Raw genomic sequence first — 16,427 nt, forward strand, 5'->3', positions numbered from 1 at the left:
GGTTTTATTTTAGCAGGATATAGAAGGGGATACAAGAGAGAAAATGGCATTCTGTCCGGGTACAGTTTTTAAAGAAAGAAGGTTCTTGAAGGCCATCCAAAAATAAAACGAGCTCCTTACTCAAAAGGAAACTCGTTTATTCTTATAAGTCATCTAAAGCATCTTTGACCTTATCAAAAAAGCCTTTTTTCTTTGGATTGACCTTCAAATCACTTGCTTCCGCAAAGGCTTGAAGGGCTTGTTTTTGCTTGTCATTTAAGCCAGTTGGGGTGACAACATTGACAGACACATATTGGTCTCCCATGGCACCACCACGTAAGCTCGGAGCCCCTTTTCCGCGAAGGCGGAATTTCTTACCGGTTTGGGTCCCTTCAGGAATCACTAAATCAACATCACCATGAACCGTAGGAACATGAACTGTATCACCGAGTGCTGCCTGGACAATGTTCAAATCCAGCTTGTAGTAGATGGTCGAGCCATCCCGTTCGAAGCGATCGCTCGGCTCAACATTGACAACAACATACAAGTCTCCGTATGGTCCGCCGTTAAAGCCGGCTTCCCCTTGACCTGCCAAGCGGATTTGTTGCCCTGTTTCAACTCCGGCAGGAATCTTGACATTCACGCTGTGGGCTTGTTTTTCATGACCTGTTCCACGACAAGTGCTACATGGATCTTTAATTTCTTGACCACGACCATGGCAGACATCACAGGTTACTTGACGACGCATCATTCCAAGAGGGGTTTGGGTATCGACATTGATGACCCCAGAACCGTGACAGCGTCCACAGGTTACCGGACTAGTCCCTGGCTTTGCACCTGAACCGTGACAGGTATGGCAGCTTGCTTCACGATGGTACTTAACTTCTTTTTCAGCACCAAAAATCGCTTCTTCAAACTTGAGATTAACACGGTATTGGAGGTCGTCTCCTTGACGAGGGGCATTGGGATTACGGCTTGCACCGCCACCAAAGAAGCTGGAGAAGATATCTTCAAAACCACCAAAGCCACCACCGTTAAAGCCACCAAAGCCACCTGCTCCACCACCGAAGCCACCATTGGCACCCGCAGCACCATATTGGTCATAGGCCGCCCGCTTTTGTTCGTCGCTTAACGTCTCATAAGCTTCTTGAACTTCCTTGTACTTTTCCTCAGCACCAGGCTCCTTGTTGATATCTGGGTGATATTTTTTAGATAATTTCCGATAGGCTTTCTTGATCTCATCTTGAGATGCATTCTTTGAAACGCCCAAACGGTCATAAAATTCAGTATTGTTCATTTAAGATACCAAGACCGTAAAATTCGACTGAAAAATAGGAAATCTGACGCAGGAGCGATGCTCCTAGACAGATTTATCTTTTTTCCGAGAATTTAGGTCGGGTTCAGTTCCTTTCTTTCATATTGAGTAAGAAACTTCAGAGCTCGAGTTCAATTCCCCGAACACTCTTTGTTCCTTTCTGTAATTTTTACCTACATCTTTAGAGGATGTTTTCTATACTTTGCTTCACTTGATCAAACTCTTGGTCTGATAGAGTAAATATCAAATCCTCTGTTGCATAGTCGTTCTGTTCTTTAAAATAGTTGTCCGTATTCTCTGCCAACCCTAAACCGAAAATCACTTTTCTTGCAAACTCTTGATGTGCAAAACCGATAGCCGTAATGATTTGTTTATCTTGCACAACCAGTTTGGGTTGGAAATTTTCACGTGGAAGAAATTCAAAATAATCAAAGAAGTTTTGCCAAATTCCACCTGTAAATTTCGTATCGTTCAACAAGCCTGCTTTCGCTAATAAAAGAGGAGCTGAAGAAATGGCTGCAATTAGGACTTCTTGCTCACCAAGAGCCCTCAAAAACGAAATCAATTTCTCATCCTGTAGGGCAGATCCTATGTTTATCATTCCTGGCAAAATCACACAAGAATACTCTTCTATACGGATTTGATCCAATGTTTTCGTCGGTTGACAGGGCAAACCATCCTCAGAGACTACTATCGAATCATCTGAAGCGACATAATCAATCGTGACGTCAAAAGACAGAGCTAAAGTACTGGTTAAAGTGGTTATCTCATAAAGAGAAAAATTAGGATAAATCAAACAAAGTACTTTTTTCATACGCAACATCCTCTATTTTGCCGAAAAACAGAGGCTGGGTTGCAACCTCTGGATTTCTTCCTATCATTACGACATTCTAAGACAAAGTCGATTATACTTTTTTAGAACTAGTAAGGCTGAATTGAGTTTCGGATTAAATCGAGCACGCCCTAACCTCTTGGTGAAAAAGACAAATCTTTCTAGAAACTAAAGTTTCTGCGTCAGATTTCCTATTTTCACTGTGAGGTTTTAACGGGCTTTGCATCTTATTTTTCCGTAAACTCTCCGTCTACGACGTCATCGCCTGCGTTTCCTGTTGCTTGTGCGCCTTCTGCTCCTGCTTGAGCTTGTTGCGCTGCTGCGGCTTGTTCGTAGAGTTTAACCGCAAGTCCTTGAGCTTTTTCGTTCAAGGCTTCAAGTTTTGCTTTCATTTCTTCCAAGTTGTTGTCTTCTTGGGCTTTCTTAAGATCGTCAAGAGCGGCTTGTGCAGCATCACGTTCTGCATCGAAGCCTTTGCCTTCAGTTTCCTTGATTGTCTTTTCAGTCGCAAAGATAGCTTGGTCTACTTCGTTACGAAGGTCTACTTCTTCCTTACGTTTCTTATCTGCTTCAGCGTTTGCTTCTGCATCTTTCATCATGCGGTCGATTTCTTCGTCTGTCAAACCTGAGTTAGATTGGATCACAATAGTTTGTTCTTTTTGAGTTCCAAGGTCTTTGGCTTTAACAGATACGATACCGTTCTTGTCGATGTCAAATGTTACTTCGATTTGTGGGATACCACGAGGTGCAGCTGGGATATCTGTCAATTGGAAGCGTCCAAGAGTCTTGTTATCTGCTGCCATTGGGCGTTCCCCTTGAAGAACGTGGATATCAACGGCTGGTTGGTTGTCTGCTGCAGTTGAGAAGACTTGTGATTTAGAAGTTGGAATTGTAGTGTTGCGATCGATAAGTTTTGTAAAGACTCCACCCATTGTTTCGATACCAAGTGACAATGGTGTTACGTCAAGAAGGACAACGTCTTTCACATCACCAGTGATGACACCACCTTGGATGGCAGCTCCCATAGCCACTACTTCATCAGGGTTCACTGATTTGTTTGGTTCTTTACCAGTTTCAGCTTTAACAGCTTCAACAACCGCAGGGATACGAGTTGAACCACCGACAAGGATGACTTCGTCGATTTCTGACAAGCTCAAACCTGCATCTGAAAGGGCTTGACGAACTGGAACTTTTGTACGTTCTACAAGGTCGCGAGTCAAATCATCGAATTTAGCACGAGTCAAGGTCATTTCCAAGTGAAGAGGTCCAGCCTCACCAGCAGTGATGAACGGCAAGCTGATTTGTGTTGAAGTCACACCAGAAAGGTCTTTCTTCGCTTTTTCAGCTGCGTCTTTCAAACGTTGAAGAGCCATCTTGTCAGCTGACAAGTCAATGCCATTTTCTTTCTTGAATTCTGCAACCAAGTGGTCGATGATTTTTTGGTCAAAGTCGTCACCACCGAGTTTGTTATCCCCTGCAGTTGCCAATACATCAAAGACACCATCACCCAATTCAAGGATAGATACGTCGAATGTACCACCACCAAGGTCGAATACCAAGATTTTTTCTTCTTTGTCAGTCTTATCCAAACCGTAAGCAAGAGCTGCTGCAGTTGGTTCGTTGACGATACGTTCTACTTCAAGGCCAGCGATTTTACCAGCGTCTTTAGTTGCTTGACGTTGAGCATCGTTAAAGTAAGCTGGAACTGTGATAACAGCCTTGGTTACTTTTTCACCAAGGTATTCTTCAGCATAACCTTTCAAGTATTGAAGAATCATAGCTGAGATTTCTTGTGGAGTGTATTCTTTCCCGTTAGCAGAAACTTTTTCAGAAGTTCCCATCTTAGATTTGATAGAGATAACTGTATCTGGGTTTGTTACTGCTTGACGTTTTGCAGCGTCACCAACGATGATTTCACCGTTTTTGAAAGAAACTACAGATGGAGTTGTACGGTTTCCTTCTGGGTTTGCGATGATTTTTGATTCAGTTCCTTCAAGAACTGCCACTGCTGAGTTTGTTGTACCTAAGTCAATACCGATAATTTTAGACATATGTTTTTCTCCTTAAATTTATCTTCTTTTTTCTTTTTGATACTCTTCTTAAGTGGCGACGCCGTCAGAGCTTGACTTCGTCAATCTCTTTGACTAAACTTTGAGCCTAAGGTCTCAAAGTTTGTGCAAATAGCGCCACGGCGAAGAGTATCGCCTTTGGTTCGCTTCGCTTACTATTGGTGAAGCTGAACCATTGTTTATCTTTCTTTCATAGTTTAGTGTCGTTTCGGACAAGGTATCCTAGTTGTATACAACTACCATTGCTGGGCGTAGGATGCGGTCGTGGAGTTTGTAGCCTTTTTGGAAGACTTGTGCGATGGTGTCTGCTGGATGTTCGTCATCCGCTGGGAGGGTTTGGATGGCCATGTGGTAGTTATGGTCAAATTCTCCGTCCGCTGGAATTTCTTCAATTCCTTCTTCTTTCAGAGCATGAATCAAGCTTTCTTGTACCATTTCTAGTCCTTTTTTGACATCATCTGTCAACCCTTCAACGGCAAGGGCACGTTCGAGGTTGTCAAGTGATGGTAAGATCGCTTTTGCCAAATCTTGGCTGCGATAGCGTTGCAAAAGTTGGCGTTCTTCGTTGGCACGACGCTGAATGTTTTGCATTTCTGCATGAGCGCGAAGGTATTTGTTTTCAAATTCTTCGGCACGCGCTTGTGCTTCTTCTAATTCAGAAGGTTGCTTGCTTTCCTCTACAACTTCTTCAGTTGGTTGGGCAACTTCCTCTTCTTTCACGTCTTCTTTTTTGATATCTTCTGTCAAGGCATACACCCCTTTCATTTGGTCTTAATTTACTTCATAATGGTTGCTGTTGAGGTAACGGTAGTAATCCGTCAACTTCATGACCAGCACTCGGCCGATAACATTGACCAGACTAATCACACGCCTGTAATCCATCTCTACGGGACCGATTACATGCATGAGGGCCATCCCACGATAAGGAACTAAGAACTTGTGACTAATCACGGTCACATTTTTCAAGGCCTTCTCTTGGGACTCCGCAACCAGGATCTGGGTCATTTGGTCCTCTGGCATTCCCCCTCGCAACTCGAGAGCTACGTGTTGGGGATTATCCAAGAACTGATAGGTCTGAAGATCGGCGTAGGTTAAAGATGAAACCTTTCCTTCTACAAAGACCAGTTCTTGAAACAGTTGCGAGAAGACGTAATCAAACAGATCCAAGACATTGTCTGTCGTCTTAAAATAGCGCTGTACAATCTGTGGAATCTCTGTCCGCAAGCGGTAGTGAATATCCAAGACTGTATTTCCAATGAAGCGTTCTTGAACTAGCTGATGGAAGATTTCCAAGTCACTGGTTAAGAAATTCTTTGGAATGGCAAATTGTACGGTAACAGGCTTTGATTCATCCAAGGTCAATACCGCCAAAGCATCGTGGTTGGACAAGGGAACGATCTCAAAACCCGTCAAGCGCTGTCGTGTCGGTTCCACATCCTGAATGACTGCGGTGTAGCCCGTCATCTGGGCTAGTAACTTGGCCGTAGCATCCAAGATATCGTCTAGCTTAAAGGCTTCGAAATCGAAGGCTTTCACCACCTGGTAGACATCTTGCTCATCAATCAGCTCCAGATCGAGCGAGTTCTGAACAAAATATTGAAAACCAGCCCGGCTAGGCATTCGACCACTCGAAGTGTGGGCTTTTTCTAATAAGCCCTGCTTTTCGAGGGCAGCCATGTCGTTTCGGATGGTGGCACTACTGGATTGAATGACATCTTGCAGGGCTTTTGAACCGACCGGTTCGTGGGTCTTGGTAAAGATATCGACGACAAGATTGAGAATCTCATTTTGACGTTCTGTAACCATGACCTCACCTCTCTTTCATCTTTAGCACTCTACACATCCGAGTGCTAAACTATGATTCTATTATACACCCTCTCAAGAGAAAGTCAAGAAAAAAATCCAAAAAATTAGCACTCTTTTTCCAAGAGTGCTAAAAATCATTCTTAAGGCCTAGAAAAGTGTATGTCCTACTATTTCCCGGCCTTTTTCAGTAATTGAATGTATTCTTCTAATACTAGCTGATGTTTGGCCATATACTGAGCACTTTCTACACCAACATAACGGAAATGCCAATTTTCAAAAGTCACACCTGTAATATCGCTCTTGCCATCTGGATAGCGAAGAACAAAACCATATTGAGGTGCAATGGCAGCCAGCTGCAAGCCCAACTCATCACTTTGACCTGCTTCGACGCTCATATCAATTGCAAGACCTGTCTGATGCTCACTAGCACCAGGGACCTGCACCTGAGTCTGCACCTGTTTTTCAGCTTCTTCGTGTGAAAGACCACTCGCTTCTAACTCAGCAACACGCTCATTATAGAGCTCGGTTTGTTCGGCTACACTCCGATAACCCGATATCAAGGTTTCTTCTGGGGCAATTTTTCGGGCTGCTTCCAAAAATTGACGCGTTGGATCTCCAATCCGACTATCGACTTTTATGGCATCCACATCTGTCAATTGTGGGTTCAGCTCAGGCTTCACATTGTCACGATTGACCAAGATCAACTGCCAATCTTTTGTCGAGACGGCTGGCAGATCTGATTTTTCTTCCTTTTTCTTAGAAGAAGACGGAGTCGTCACGACAGTTTTTTTGGCCTTCCAAAACTGGAGCCCTGAAAACAGGTTTGGTTTCGCCAAATAGGCGCCAATCCCCGATCCAAGGGCCGCAAGAAGAAAGCAACTCACTAGATAGGGCCACCATTTCTTGCGTTTTTTTCTTGCGCGTCTGTACTTATTCGTCATGGCCTTCCTCTAGAAGTTTTGCTCCAACTTTACGATAGGACATATCCCCAACTTTTTCGATAGTAAAGGCTCCATCTTCATAAGCCAAAACAGTTACACTTCCATTATCTAAGACCAATTCTTTAAAGGCTTTTGGATCAATCAGGTAAATCAAGGTACTGATGGTCATGCCATGACTGACCACCATAGCATTGCCACCACCAGCTGCTTCCACCTCTTTTGCGATAGCTTCAAACCCTTCTTTGATCCGACCACTCAAGGCGCTCCAGGATTCAGCCCAACCCGTGGTGTCGACTTCAACAATCCCTTCTGCCAACTCCATCAAGCTCAACTGATGAAAATCCTCGACCTTAAAAACACGGGGTAAAACCCCCATAAAGAGCTCGCCATCATAGGCACCGTCGAAGCTACCAAAACACCACTCACGAATGCGTTTATCATAGCGATAAGGAATCTGACCTGTCAAACCAAGCTCCTGAAGAACAATTCCCATGGTTTGAATGGTGCGTCCAGAATCACTCGACACAGCCTGCTTAAAAGAAAGACCTGCTTCCTTAAGGCCAAGTCCTAATTCTTTAATTCCACGCTCTCCTGCTTCTGTCAGCGGAGTGTCTGACCAGCCCTGTGCTCGTCCGATGGTATTAAACATGGTTTTTCCATGACGAGCAATATATAATCTGGTTTTTGTCATTGTATTACCTCCGTATGTATCTCTTTCATTATATCATTTTTTGCAAAAAGAAAGTAGGAAAGCTCTTACAAGTTTTGAGAGAAAGAAAAGGCCATGACCAAAAGGTCAGCCTTTCAGGATGGACTAGGATTCTTGCAAGCCTTCACCGACTTCACGGTAACTGCTATCTCCAAAAATCTTAACCGTCAATTCTCCATCTTCATATTCTACAAGGGTAACACTACCGTTTGAAAGAGGCAGATTGAGATTTGGTTTACCTTCAATTAAGCAGACCACGGTCTGAATGGTCCAACTATGGCTGACCACCAAGGCATTGCCTCCACCATTTTCTTCTACTTCTTTGGCAATGGATTCAAAACCTTCTAGGATCCGTCCTTTCAAGACTTCCCAAGGTTCCGCCCAGCCAGCTGTATCGACCTGGCAGATCCCTTCCGCCAAGTCTTTCAAGCTCAAGGTCTTATAATCTTCTACATCTAGCACGCGCGGCACGACACCATGAAAGAGCTCCCCACCGTAGGCCCCATCAAAGCTACCAAAAGACCACTCGCGGATCCGTTTGTCAAAGCGATAAGGGATCTGGTCTTTCAAGCCCAATTCATCGAGAATGATCCCCATGGTCTGAATGGCACGACCTGAATCACTGGAGTAGGCTCGAGTAAACTCTAAACCAGACTCACGCAAGCCGATTCCTAGAGCCTGAATCCCTCGTTCTCCTTCTGCTGTCAAAGGGGTATCGGACCAGCCTTGAGCACGGCCAATGGTATTAAACATGGTTCTCCCATGACGAATCACAAATAATCTTGTTTTAGCCACCTTGTCTCCTTTTGCAAGAAAAAAGTCTGGAGTTTCATCATCACAGACTTTTCTATTTTCTACTATTATACTAGATTTCTCTTAGTTTTTAAAGCTATGAACCGGAGCTGGAATTTGGCCACCACGGGCAATGAAATCAGCTGACGAAGCCTTGTTGACCTTCATTACCGGAGCAGACCCAAGAAGTCCTCCGAGCTCTAACATATCACCTTCTTTTCCATAAGGAATGATCCGAACGGCTGTTGTCTTTTGGTTGATCACTCCGATAGCTGCTTCATCGGCAATCATAGCCGCAATCGTCGTAGCTGGAGTATCAGCTGGGATGGCAATCATATCCAGACCGACGGAACAGATAGCTGTCATGGCTTCCAATTTTTCCAAATTGATATGACCTGATTGAACCGCCGCAATCATTCCCTCATCTTCTGAGACCGGAATAAAGGCACCTGACAAACCACCGACTTGGTTACAAGCCATGATGCCGCCTTTTTTCACTTGGTCATTGAGCAGAGCTAGCGCTGCTGTTGTCCCGTGGGTTCCTACTACTTCAAGCCCCATGGCTTCAAGGACACGGGCAACCGAATCCCCAACAGCTGGTGTTGGCGCGAGAGACAAGTCCACAATTCCAAACTCAACACCGAGACGTTCACTAGCCATTTGACCAACCAGTTGCCCGACACGAGTAATCTTGAAGGCTGTCTTCTTAACGGTTTCAGCCAAGACATCAAAGCTTGCACCATGAACTTTTTCAATCGCCCGTTGGACGACACCAGGTCCGGAAACCCCAACGTTGATGACAACATCCGCTTCACCAACACCGTGGAAGGCACCCGCCATAAAAGGATTGTCCTCTACTGCATTGGCAAAGACCACCAGTTTCCCTGGTCCCATTGGATCCGCTTGGGAGGCTTCTTTAATAATACGACCCATGTCTCGGACAGCGGTCATATTGATCCCTGACTTGGTCGACCCGATATTGACTGAAGAGCAGACAAAATCTGTCTCCGCAAGGGCACGAGGAATGGAATTGATCAGGATTTCATCCCCTTTTTGGTAGCCTTTTTGAACAAGGGCTGAGTAGCCTCCGATAAAGTTGACTCCAACTTCTTTGGCCGCACGATCCAACGCCTTGGCAAAGGGCACATAATCTGTCGCATTGGTTGCTGCCCCAATAATAGAAATCGGAGTGACTGAAACCCGCTTATTCACAATCGGAATTCCCAGTTCTGCCGCAATCTCATCCCCAACAGCTACTAAGTCCTTGGCCTTTGTCACAATCTTCTGGTAGACCTTTTCTGCCGCCTTATCAATATCTGGATCAATACAATCCAGAAGGGAGATGCCCATGGTGATGGTTCGAACATCAAAGTTCTGCTCCTCAATCATAGCAATGGTTTCTGTTACCTGTTTAATGTCCATAAATCCTCACCCCTATCTTACAAATTGTGCATGGCATCAAAAATCGCTGCGCTCTGGATATTGATTTTGACATGAAGAGACTGACCAAATTCTTCTAATTCTGAACGAAGCTGGGTGAAATCTTTTTTCTCATCTGATGTCACGACCGCCATCATAGTAAAGTACTCATCCAATACCGTTTGAGAGATATCATCAATATTAAGTCCCAATTCTGCTATTTTTGTTGCGACACCCGCTACGATTCCTTTTTGGTCTTTTCCAACGACTGTAATAATTGCTTTCATTTCACTGCTCCATTCTACCTATTTGCTTCCATTGTAGCACATTCCCCTTAAAAATCACCCTTCTCAACTGGGAACGTTCGGATATTTTCCGCGTATCTAAAAAATAAAGGCTGGATCTACATCCAACCTCTCTATCGACTATTCAGTTTCATCTCTTAAGAACTCTTTCTTCACGCGCACCGTACTTTCATATGTTGCTCCAGCCAGGCGGTCAAACAGAAAGCGACGATTGAGCAAGATGATGGCAAGGGTGAGAATGAGGTACAATAAAAGCACAAAGAAGAGCAACAAGATCAGGGATAAGGTTAAGAGGGAATTGTCCGTCAAATCCTGATTCAAGAGTGAAATCAAATAGAACAATCCTTGGGGTATCAAGTAGAAATAGCCCGCCACTAGAATCCCCCTCCAAATGGTGCGAAGCCATCTTTGCTTATCAAAATGCAAGCGGCATTTCAACAAAGCCATTCCCAAGGTTTTGCCCCGCCACAAAGGAAGCAAGCTAAAGTAAAGAGCCAAAACCGCTACATAAGGAATCGTCCCTAAACCCCCAATCAATGCGTAGAGAATCGATACCATCACAAAGTCGATCAAGAAAGCAAGTCCAATCCGAAAGCCAGATACTCTCGTCCCCACTCGGAAAGAATGCTGGTCTATTTCATCTCGTGTTGGCAGTAACCAAACCAGAAACCAACCGAGCAGGTAGCCCACTCCACCACCAGTGGTATTTTGAATGATATCATCGACATCTGCTAGGCGGTAGGGGCCCGGATATAGAAAGTAGAGACCTGACAACTGGGTCAGCTCCAAAAAAAGACTAAAGAGGGCCGTCAGGAAAATCGTCTTCTTAAAACCACACTTGAAATAATAGCGCAGATACATCCCAAAAGGAATCAACATCAGGACATTAAAGGCGGGCACATAAAAAGTCGGATGCTTAAGGGCTTGAATCCAAGTGCTTGTCTGCGCCAGATCAAAGGGACTCTCCTTGAAAAAATCCACCACAAAGGCAAAGGGATACAGATTGATCATTTCCGAGTAGCTGGTATGGATCTTACTTGGATCTGGCAGGGGCAAGACCACCAAGAGATAGACCGTCATCAAGTAAAGCATAAAAGAATAGAAAATCAGCACCCGTAATTTATTGACCGAGCCATATTTTCGGTAATTCAAAATCATGTAGGGCAAGGTCAGCAAAAAGGCCAGGAAAGGAAAGAGCTGAACAGCTGTTTTAATTGTAGAAATATAGCCCATTGTGTCTCCTTTTTACACTTATAAAATCACCCTTTGCGCAATGACAAAAGGTGATTTTTCATTGATATAGAGTATTATACGGCGCAATGAAGGAAGAGTCAAGGAAGCAGGATGAAAATCTCGCTTAAGAGCGAGCTTCATTGGTAGGAGCCTTCTTCAGACTTTTACTTCCGAAAAAGACCAATAGATAACTGGCAATCCCTGAAAGGTGCAGCCAAGTCGAGATCCAGCCGGTGATGGCCGGTAAGAGCATGAGGCCAGATAGAAAAACTAAGAATAGATAAAACAGTTTTACGAAGAGTGAATACTCTTTCCACATATTTGGTAGGATCAGGATTCCTCCCATTACAAAGGCATAGCCTACAGCAGAGATCCCTGTTGCCTGAATGTCCTGCCCTTGCGTTAAAAGATGAAAAACGATGGAAGAGAGAGTTGTCGCCGTCACAAAAACGATCAAGACTTGCCTGGGTCCTCTCTTCCTTTCTAACAGTCCACCAAAAGGAAGGACCATGAGTCCATTTAAAATCAAATGGACCCATAAAAACCAGACAGGGGCTCCTTTACTGCCATGCATCAAGGTCCCACTGACATATTGCCAAGCATAGACTGGCTTCGAATGAAAGGCCAACAGGTCATACATAGCATCCCCATAAAAGGAAGTCAAAAGACCTAGCAACAAACAAGTTAAAGACAAAGTACTGACAACGGGGTAGGTTTTGAGGATTCTTTTCATGTTCATCTTCTCTTTTTCAAAAAACAACTTGGCAATCTGTCCATTCATGACCATTATACCACTTATTTCAATGGAGACAGCCCTATTTTTTACTCTTTTCATTTCAAATCTTTGATCTAAAAACTGAATGTCTTGACTGATTGGTTCCTCATCATTCGCAATCGGATCAGGAGGCGATCCTGTATTTAGAATACCGTAGCGAAAATTTGACTTTCCATTTCAGAGGGTATATACTTATATTAATCTGAACTAAATAGTTTTCATTTTTTAAATGAACTGTCTTCAATTCAGATTAAAAAACTATTTACTTAACGGAGGTGGCGCTATGTCATTAGAAGATAAATTAAACCAAGTTAAAGGTTCTGTTAAGGAAGGTCTCGGTAAAGTAACCGGCGACACAAAAACAGAAGCTGAAGGCGTTGCTGAAAAAGTTGCATCAAAAGCTAAAGAAGTTGCTGAAGATGCAAAAGAAGCTGTTGAAGGAGCTATCAAGGGCGTGAAGAATATCCTTCACAAAGACGATAACTAATTTTTAACATTCTGGAATCACTCTATTTTCTACCGTCACGTTTGACTGTGGAAGATAGGGTGTTTTTTTCATTCATCTTGGGTATAGAAAAAAGAGGCTGGGACAAAAGTCCTAGCCTCTCAATTGTCTTTGGATTGTCGAGCAAGACGCAGTGGTTGAGTGGGCTCTACTACGCTGATTTCATCAGCTTTTACAGCCCTACTCAACTGTGCGGAGGTGGGACGACGAAATCGAATTCTAACGAATTAACGATTTCTGTCCCACTCTCTTATAACGATTGTCTTTCTTTTAAAGAAAGGTTTACTAAATGGTGCTGCTTTACGAGCTTTTCAGTTTTTTATGTGATCGCTTTATCTTGAAACAGAATAAATTTTGATTGACTCATCCCTTTCAACATCGTCACCTCCATTTTCAACACCATTCATATAAATCCACGCTATTTAAAGTATCGTTTTGTTTTTCTTAATTGTGCAATATTGATATAGAGATGGATTAGAGCCGTTATAAGGACACCAACTAACTGCACTTCACCAAGAATGATGGATAAGGCAAATAAGATGATATAGACCGATGGTAAGATTAGCTGATTGAGTTTGAACAAGATTAAATAAGCCTCTGCCATTTCCGCCTGTTTTTCTCCCTCATCATACGTTTCTAGATAGTCTAATACCTCTTTTGGTGTGGCTAAAATAGGGATCTGGTAATTACGAATTTTGCTCGTTGTTTTGACGCAGAAACTTCCAACAAGAATGGTTAATACCGCTAAGAGAAAAACTGATAACGGAAGATCATGACTAGGTAACACGGTAACCAAACTGAAAAACATACTAACTTGCAAAACATTGTAAGCAACTGTCCCATAATCTAGAGAGCGATACATCTTGATATAAGCCAGCTCATTTAATTCATCATCTTCTTCTGCTAGGTAGCTATCATAAGCTTTCCTACTATTCATAATAAAATAAAGAGCTACTATGGTCGATAGTATTCCCAGACAGAAAAAGAAGGTCGTCAAAACAAACTGTACTTGCTCTTGAGAAATGTTTAAATGAAGATTTGTGAAGGCAGCACCAAACATTCCGATTAAACAACCCAACAATAAACTTCCTAACAATAGTAATAAATGTTTCTTTTTCATTTTCCATCTTCTTTCTAAAATAAACCAAGTAGCCCTTGAACCAGAGCATGACCAAATCCAAAGGTAGCTGTTAACACTTGATCACCAAAGCTATTCAGGAGAATGGCAACTAGATAGAAAAATAGGATCTTGTACCCTGATTTTTTGATGACCTCTTCAAGAGATCCACTCCCCATCCAGCCAGCTAAAAGAGCATAGCTTATAACGGTGAGAAGACTAATTTCTATCGAAGATAGAAAAAGCAAACAAGCCAGTGCACGAATCATCAGAGGGTCTACCTTGAAATAATTAGCTATACCGGCACAAACCCCTGCAATTTCTTTGTGTTCGGTATCCACTTGAAATTCTGCCAAAAACTCTTTCATAATCTTACTCCTTTTATACTCTTTCTTTTACTTTCTTTTCCACCCGCTCAAAGACGAAACTAAAAATCAAGCTAGTCCAGAAAAAATAGTTACTGTCTAAAATGTGAATCCATCCCAGCAAGGTCCCGATCATCATCGAAACATTTGCTACAAAGGCAATGATACAAAGATAATACATTACTCTATATTTGTTCATGATTCTTCCTCCTCTAAGCGAAATACCGACTCTACTGGCTCATGAAATATCTGAGAGATTTTCAAGGCGATAATAATAGAGGGGGTATACTCATCACGCTCTAGCAAACTAACGGTCTGCCTCGATATACCTGCTAGCTTTGCAAGCTCGGTTTGGTTTAAACCATCACGAGCGCGAAGCTCTTTTAAACGATTTTTTAGCTTCATATTTACCATTGTCATCAAACTCAACCACTTGGCTTAGATAACCTAAAAACAGTAGAATTTGATATTTCCTCCTTTGCCATTAAATAAGATAGTATTACCGATACCCACATAGTTTCTCCCTATCTAAGGTCTTCTTTCTTTAACTTAATTACATTGTAACACATCTTTTTATTTTTGACAACGATATTAGTCAAAAATATCATTATTTTTGTCATTTTTTAAATAATAGCGATCAAAATTATTATTCTGAATAAGGATTGATTTAATATTTTTCTAAATAGAGGTGAAATGGATACTTAAAATCAAAAAATAACGGGATAAATTTTAGTTTTTTAGACAAAAAAAGACAGGCAAGAGAAAATTCTTGAATGTCTGTATAGATTGATAGTATCTTGTTGATTAAGGTTTATAGGCAACTGACTTTGTCAGGTTGCAGCCGTATTTGTAAGTAGTGTCATTTTTTTGAATGGACGTAGGACTCTAACATTTCGAAGTCCATTTTTGCTTATATGGTAACATACTGGACCATCTATCGAACAGATAGATAGAGTTGGGCCAATTAAAATTTTCTTATGCCGTTATCTCTACTTTTTTAAATGTATATAAGAATGCCAGCAAAACTAACACCATATACACTACTGCTATGTAATTAGAAGGTAGATAGATGACTAAGATCGAAAACAATAACCTCGAGACAACATCTCCCATTTGGAAGTAGGTTACCATTCCTCCAAATATAGTCGCCAATTTCGTTTCATCTATATGATTAAATATGACCGCTCCCATTTTAGGGTTTAATGCACTAACGAATACACTCGAAAGAAAGGATGCAAATAGCATGAAATAAATATTTTGGTAGTAAAATGCAACAAATGAAAGCAAAACAGTCATTAAATTCATTTTTAGCAAAGCTCCTATGGAGAGGCTTTTAAATCTTTTACTAATAAGAATGAAAGCACCTCCTAAAATCCCTCCAGCAACTGTACTAATGCCTAAAAGTGAGATGGTGGTTGCTGTATTCATAATGGTCAGAGCAGAACCTTTAGAAAGATTAACGACAACTAATGGTGTGAGAATAGCTAAGCTTCCATTAAGAATCGGTATCACAAGTAGGGCAGCCTTCATATGACTAATACTAAATAGATGCTTGATGGAGAGTTTTAAGTTTGACATGATCTCGGAAAACAAAGTTTTGAACTGAAATGTAGAGCCCGTGCTAGACGAGGTTTGATCGTCATAATCATCATCAATTTGATGTTTGATCACTAGCATAATAAACAAACTAATTGCAAAGGTCAGAGAATTGATAAGAGCTAAGTGAAAGAAACTAAGAATCGTGATCAAAAACGCTCCCAATGATTGATTGACAATATTCATGGTTGACGTTACCGTCTGCCTAAAGGCCATCGCCTCTTCTCTATCTGATTTTTCCACAATCCGATTCGAAATTGGGTAGAAAAGACCATTTTCAAATTGTCCCAATGTATCTGAGATAAGATTAACCATACTAGCCAGTATAACTACCATAATAGATGCCTTAAAATTCATCACCATAGCCACTACTAAATACAAACCTACCCGTATCCACAATGTTTTAATAATGGTCTCAACTTTATTCAGCGTTTTATCTGCAATGATTCCAAAAAATACTGTAAATAAGATCGGGATCGTCTCTGATAGATTGATGATTGAAACAGCCAAATTACTGTCTTTCAGCTCCGTCACATAGGTCATGAGAGCTATAAAATATAAGGTATCTCCCAAATTTGATATCAGATCTGAAAGTAGAACTTTCAAATATAGCTGATTCTTTAAAATTTTTCTCATACGTCTCCCTTAAATCCTCACTGCATAAAAAAA

The 16,427-nt window shown here is 42.0% G+C and carries 18 protein-coding genes; 1 reads left to right on the forward strand and 17 read right to left on the reverse strand.

Features of this window, described 5'->3' with window-relative positions; genetic code table 11:
* Positions 1 to 142 precede the first annotated feature (142 nt).
* The 12 genes from dnaJ to QM830_RS06930 form a co-directional block, all read right to left on the reverse strand.
* Positions 143 to 1,276 (reverse strand): molecular chaperone DnaJ, encoded by a 1,134-nt coding sequence (dnaJ, locus tag QM830_RS06875; protein ID WP_414326163.1) that lies wholly within the window; start codon positions 1,274 to 1,276, stop codon positions 143 to 145.
* Between the two features lie 199 nt (positions 1,277 to 1,475).
* Entirely contained in the window at positions 1,476 to 2,108 is a 633-nt protein-coding gene (locus tag QM830_RS06880; protein ID WP_414326165.1) for a DJ-1/PfpI family protein, read from the reverse strand.
* Positions 2,109 to 2,353: 245 nt separating this feature from the next.
* The gene (gene dnaK, locus QM830_RS06885; protein ID WP_009732219.1) at positions 2,354 to 4,177 is read right to left on the reverse strand and encodes a molecular chaperone DnaK; all 1,824 of its coding nucleotides are present in this window, start codon (positions 4,175 to 4,177) and stop codon (positions 2,354 to 2,356) included.
* Between the two features lie 240 nt (positions 4,178 to 4,417).
* Complete coding sequence (gene grpE / locus QM830_RS06890) at positions 4,418 to 4,942, reverse strand: nucleotide exchange factor GrpE (RefSeq protein WP_332251639.1); 525 nt, start codon at positions 4,940 to 4,942, stop codon at positions 4,418 to 4,420.
* Positions 4,943 to 4,966: 24 nt separating this feature from the next.
* Positions 4,967 to 6,001 carry a heat-inducible transcriptional repressor HrcA gene (gene hrcA / locus QM830_RS06895; RefSeq protein WP_003004578.1) on the reverse strand — a complete coding sequence of 345 codons (1,035 nt, stop codon included), beginning with the start codon at positions 5,999 to 6,001 and terminating at the stop codon, positions 4,967 to 4,969.
* Between the two features lie 167 nt (positions 6,002 to 6,168).
* Positions 6,169 to 6,942, reverse strand: coding sequence for a M15 family metallopeptidase (locus QM830_RS06900; protein WP_009732217.1), 774 nt, complete (start codon positions 6,940 to 6,942; stop codon positions 6,169 to 6,171).
* Positions 6,932 to 7,633: a histidine phosphatase family protein gene (locus QM830_RS06905; protein WP_414326167.1), complete on the reverse strand. Its 702-nt coding sequence runs from the start codon at positions 7,631 to 7,633 to the stop codon at positions 6,932 to 6,934. The genes QM830_RS06900 and QM830_RS06905 overlap by 11 nt, the downstream gene beginning before the upstream one ends.
* Positions 7,634 to 7,756: 123 nt before the next feature.
* On the reverse strand, positions 7,757 to 8,446 hold the full coding sequence (locus QM830_RS06910; protein WP_414326169.1) for a histidine phosphatase family protein: 690 nt from the start codon (positions 8,444 to 8,446) through the stop codon (positions 7,757 to 7,759).
* An 81-nt stretch (positions 8,447 to 8,527) separates the two neighbouring features.
* Positions 8,528 to 9,865 (reverse strand): PFL family protein, encoded by a 1,338-nt coding sequence (locus QM830_RS06915; RefSeq protein WP_414326171.1) that lies wholly within the window; start codon positions 9,863 to 9,865, stop codon positions 8,528 to 8,530.
* 17 nt (positions 9,866 to 9,882) lie between these two features.
* Complete coding sequence (locus tag QM830_RS06920) at positions 9,883 to 10,149, reverse strand: ACT domain-containing protein (RefSeq protein WP_003017242.1); 267 nt, start codon at positions 10,147 to 10,149, stop codon at positions 9,883 to 9,885.
* Between the two features lie 138 nt (positions 10,150 to 10,287).
* Positions 10,288 to 11,400 (reverse strand): VanZ family protein, encoded by a 1,113-nt coding sequence (locus QM830_RS06925; protein WP_414326174.1) that lies wholly within the window; start codon positions 11,398 to 11,400, stop codon positions 10,288 to 10,290.
* A gap of 124 nt (positions 11,401 to 11,524) precedes the next feature.
* Positions 11,525 to 12,133, reverse strand: coding sequence for a rhomboid family intramembrane serine protease (locus QM830_RS06930; RefSeq protein ID WP_414326176.1), 609 nt, complete (start codon positions 12,131 to 12,133; stop codon positions 11,525 to 11,527).
* 325 nt (positions 12,134 to 12,458) lie between these two features.
* Here QM830_RS06930 and QM830_RS06935 point away from each other — a divergent pair, with 325 nt between their 5' ends.
* A complete protein-coding gene (locus QM830_RS06935; protein WP_061564347.1) occupies positions 12,459 to 12,662 on the forward strand; it encodes a CsbD family protein in 204 nt (67 codons plus the stop codon).
* 436 nt (positions 12,663 to 13,098) lie between these two features.
* On the opposite strand, the gene QM830_RS06940 is transcribed toward QM830_RS06935, so the two are convergent.
* The 5 genes from QM830_RS06940 to QM830_RS06960 form a co-directional block, all read right to left on the reverse strand.
* On the reverse strand, positions 13,099 to 13,800 hold the full coding sequence (locus QM830_RS06940; protein WP_414326178.1) for a DUF3169 family protein: 702 nt from the start codon (positions 13,798 to 13,800) through the stop codon (positions 13,099 to 13,101).
* 14 nt (positions 13,801 to 13,814) lie between these two features.
* Positions 13,815 to 14,165, reverse strand: a complete 351-nt coding sequence (locus QM830_RS06945; RefSeq protein ID WP_414326179.1) for a PspC domain-containing protein — start codon at positions 14,163 to 14,165, stop codon at positions 13,815 to 13,817.
* 13 nt (positions 14,166 to 14,178) lie between these two features.
* Positions 14,179 to 14,361, reverse strand: a complete 183-nt coding sequence (locus QM830_RS06950; RefSeq protein WP_314068711.1) for a hypothetical protein — start codon at positions 14,359 to 14,361, stop codon at positions 14,179 to 14,181.
* On the reverse strand, positions 14,358 to 14,567 hold the full coding sequence (locus QM830_RS06955; RefSeq protein WP_155125239.1) for a helix-turn-helix transcriptional regulator: 210 nt from the start codon (positions 14,565 to 14,567) through the stop codon (positions 14,358 to 14,360). Before QM830_RS06955 ends, QM830_RS06950 begins: the two co-directional genes overlap by 4 nt.
* 570 nt (positions 14,568 to 15,137) lie before the next feature.
* Entirely contained in the window at positions 15,138 to 16,394 is a 1,257-nt protein-coding gene (locus tag QM830_RS06960) for a lantibiotic transporter (RefSeq protein ID WP_414326180.1), read from the reverse strand.
* Positions 16,395 to 16,427 lie beyond the last annotated feature (33 nt).

Origin of the sequence: Streptococcus sp. OMI750 (assembly GCF_047463895.1) — a bacterium.
In the GTDB taxonomy this organism is placed as follows: domain Bacteria; phylum Bacillota; class Bacilli; order Lactobacillales; family Streptococcaceae; genus Streptococcus.

What these genes read in the sequence shown, in the direction of transcription:
- QM830_RS06935 (WP_061564347.1), top strand. Translation starts at nt 12,459, where the DNA reads ATGTCATTAGAAGATAAATTAAACCAAGTTAAAGGTTCTGTTAAGGAA.
- QM830_RS06955 (WP_155125239.1), bottom strand. Translation starts at nt 14,567, where the DNA reads ATGAAGCTAAAAAATCGTTTAAAAGAGCTTCGCGCTCGTGATGGTTTA.
- hrcA (WP_003004578.1), bottom strand. Translation starts at nt 6,001, where the DNA reads ATGGTTACAGAACGTCAAAATGAGATTCTCAATCTTGTCGTCGATATC.
- QM830_RS06940 (WP_414326178.1), bottom strand. Translation starts at nt 13,800, where the DNA reads ATGAAAAAGAAACATTTATTACTATTGTTAGGAAGTTTATTGTTGGGT.
- QM830_RS06945 (WP_414326179.1), bottom strand. Translation starts at nt 14,165, where the DNA reads ATGAAAGAGTTTTTGGCAGAATTTCAAGTGGATACCGAACACAAAGAA.
- QM830_RS06880 (WP_414326165.1), bottom strand. Translation starts at nt 2,108, where the DNA reads ATGAAAAAAGTACTTTGTTTGATTTATCCTAATTTTTCTCTTTATGAG.
- dnaJ (WP_414326163.1), bottom strand. Translation starts at nt 1,276, where the DNA reads ATGAACAATACTGAATTTTATGACCGTTTGGGCGTTTCAAAGAATGCA.
- QM830_RS06960 (WP_414326180.1), bottom strand. Translation starts at nt 16,394, where the DNA reads ATGAGAAAAATTTTAAAGAATCAGCTATATTTGAAAGTTCTACTTTCA.
- dnaK (WP_009732219.1), bottom strand. Translation starts at nt 4,177, where the DNA reads ATGTCTAAAATTATCGGTATTGACTTAGGTACAACAAACTCAGCAGTG.
- QM830_RS06950 (WP_314068711.1), bottom strand. Translation starts at nt 14,361, where the DNA reads ATGAACAAATATAGAGTAATGTATTATCTTTGTATCATTGCCTTTGTA.
- QM830_RS06915 (WP_414326171.1), bottom strand. Translation starts at nt 9,865, where the DNA reads ATGGACATTAAACAGGTAACAGAAACCATTGCTATGATTGAGGAGCAG.
- QM830_RS06925 (WP_414326174.1), bottom strand. Translation starts at nt 11,400, where the DNA reads ATGGGCTATATTTCTACAATTAAAACAGCTGTTCAGCTCTTTCCTTTC.
- QM830_RS06930 (WP_414326176.1), bottom strand. Translation starts at nt 12,133, where the DNA reads ATGAAAAGAATCCTCAAAACCTACCCCGTTGTCAGTACTTTGTCTTTA.
- QM830_RS06920 (WP_003017242.1), bottom strand. Translation starts at nt 10,149, where the DNA reads ATGAAAGCAATTATTACAGTCGTTGGAAAAGACCAAAAAGGAATCGTA.
- QM830_RS06905 (WP_414326167.1), bottom strand. Translation starts at nt 7,633, where the DNA reads ATGACAAAAACCAGATTATATATTGCTCGTCATGGAAAAACCATGTTT.
- QM830_RS06900 (WP_009732217.1), bottom strand. Translation starts at nt 6,942, where the DNA reads ATGACGAATAAGTACAGACGCGCAAGAAAAAAACGCAAGAAATGGTGG.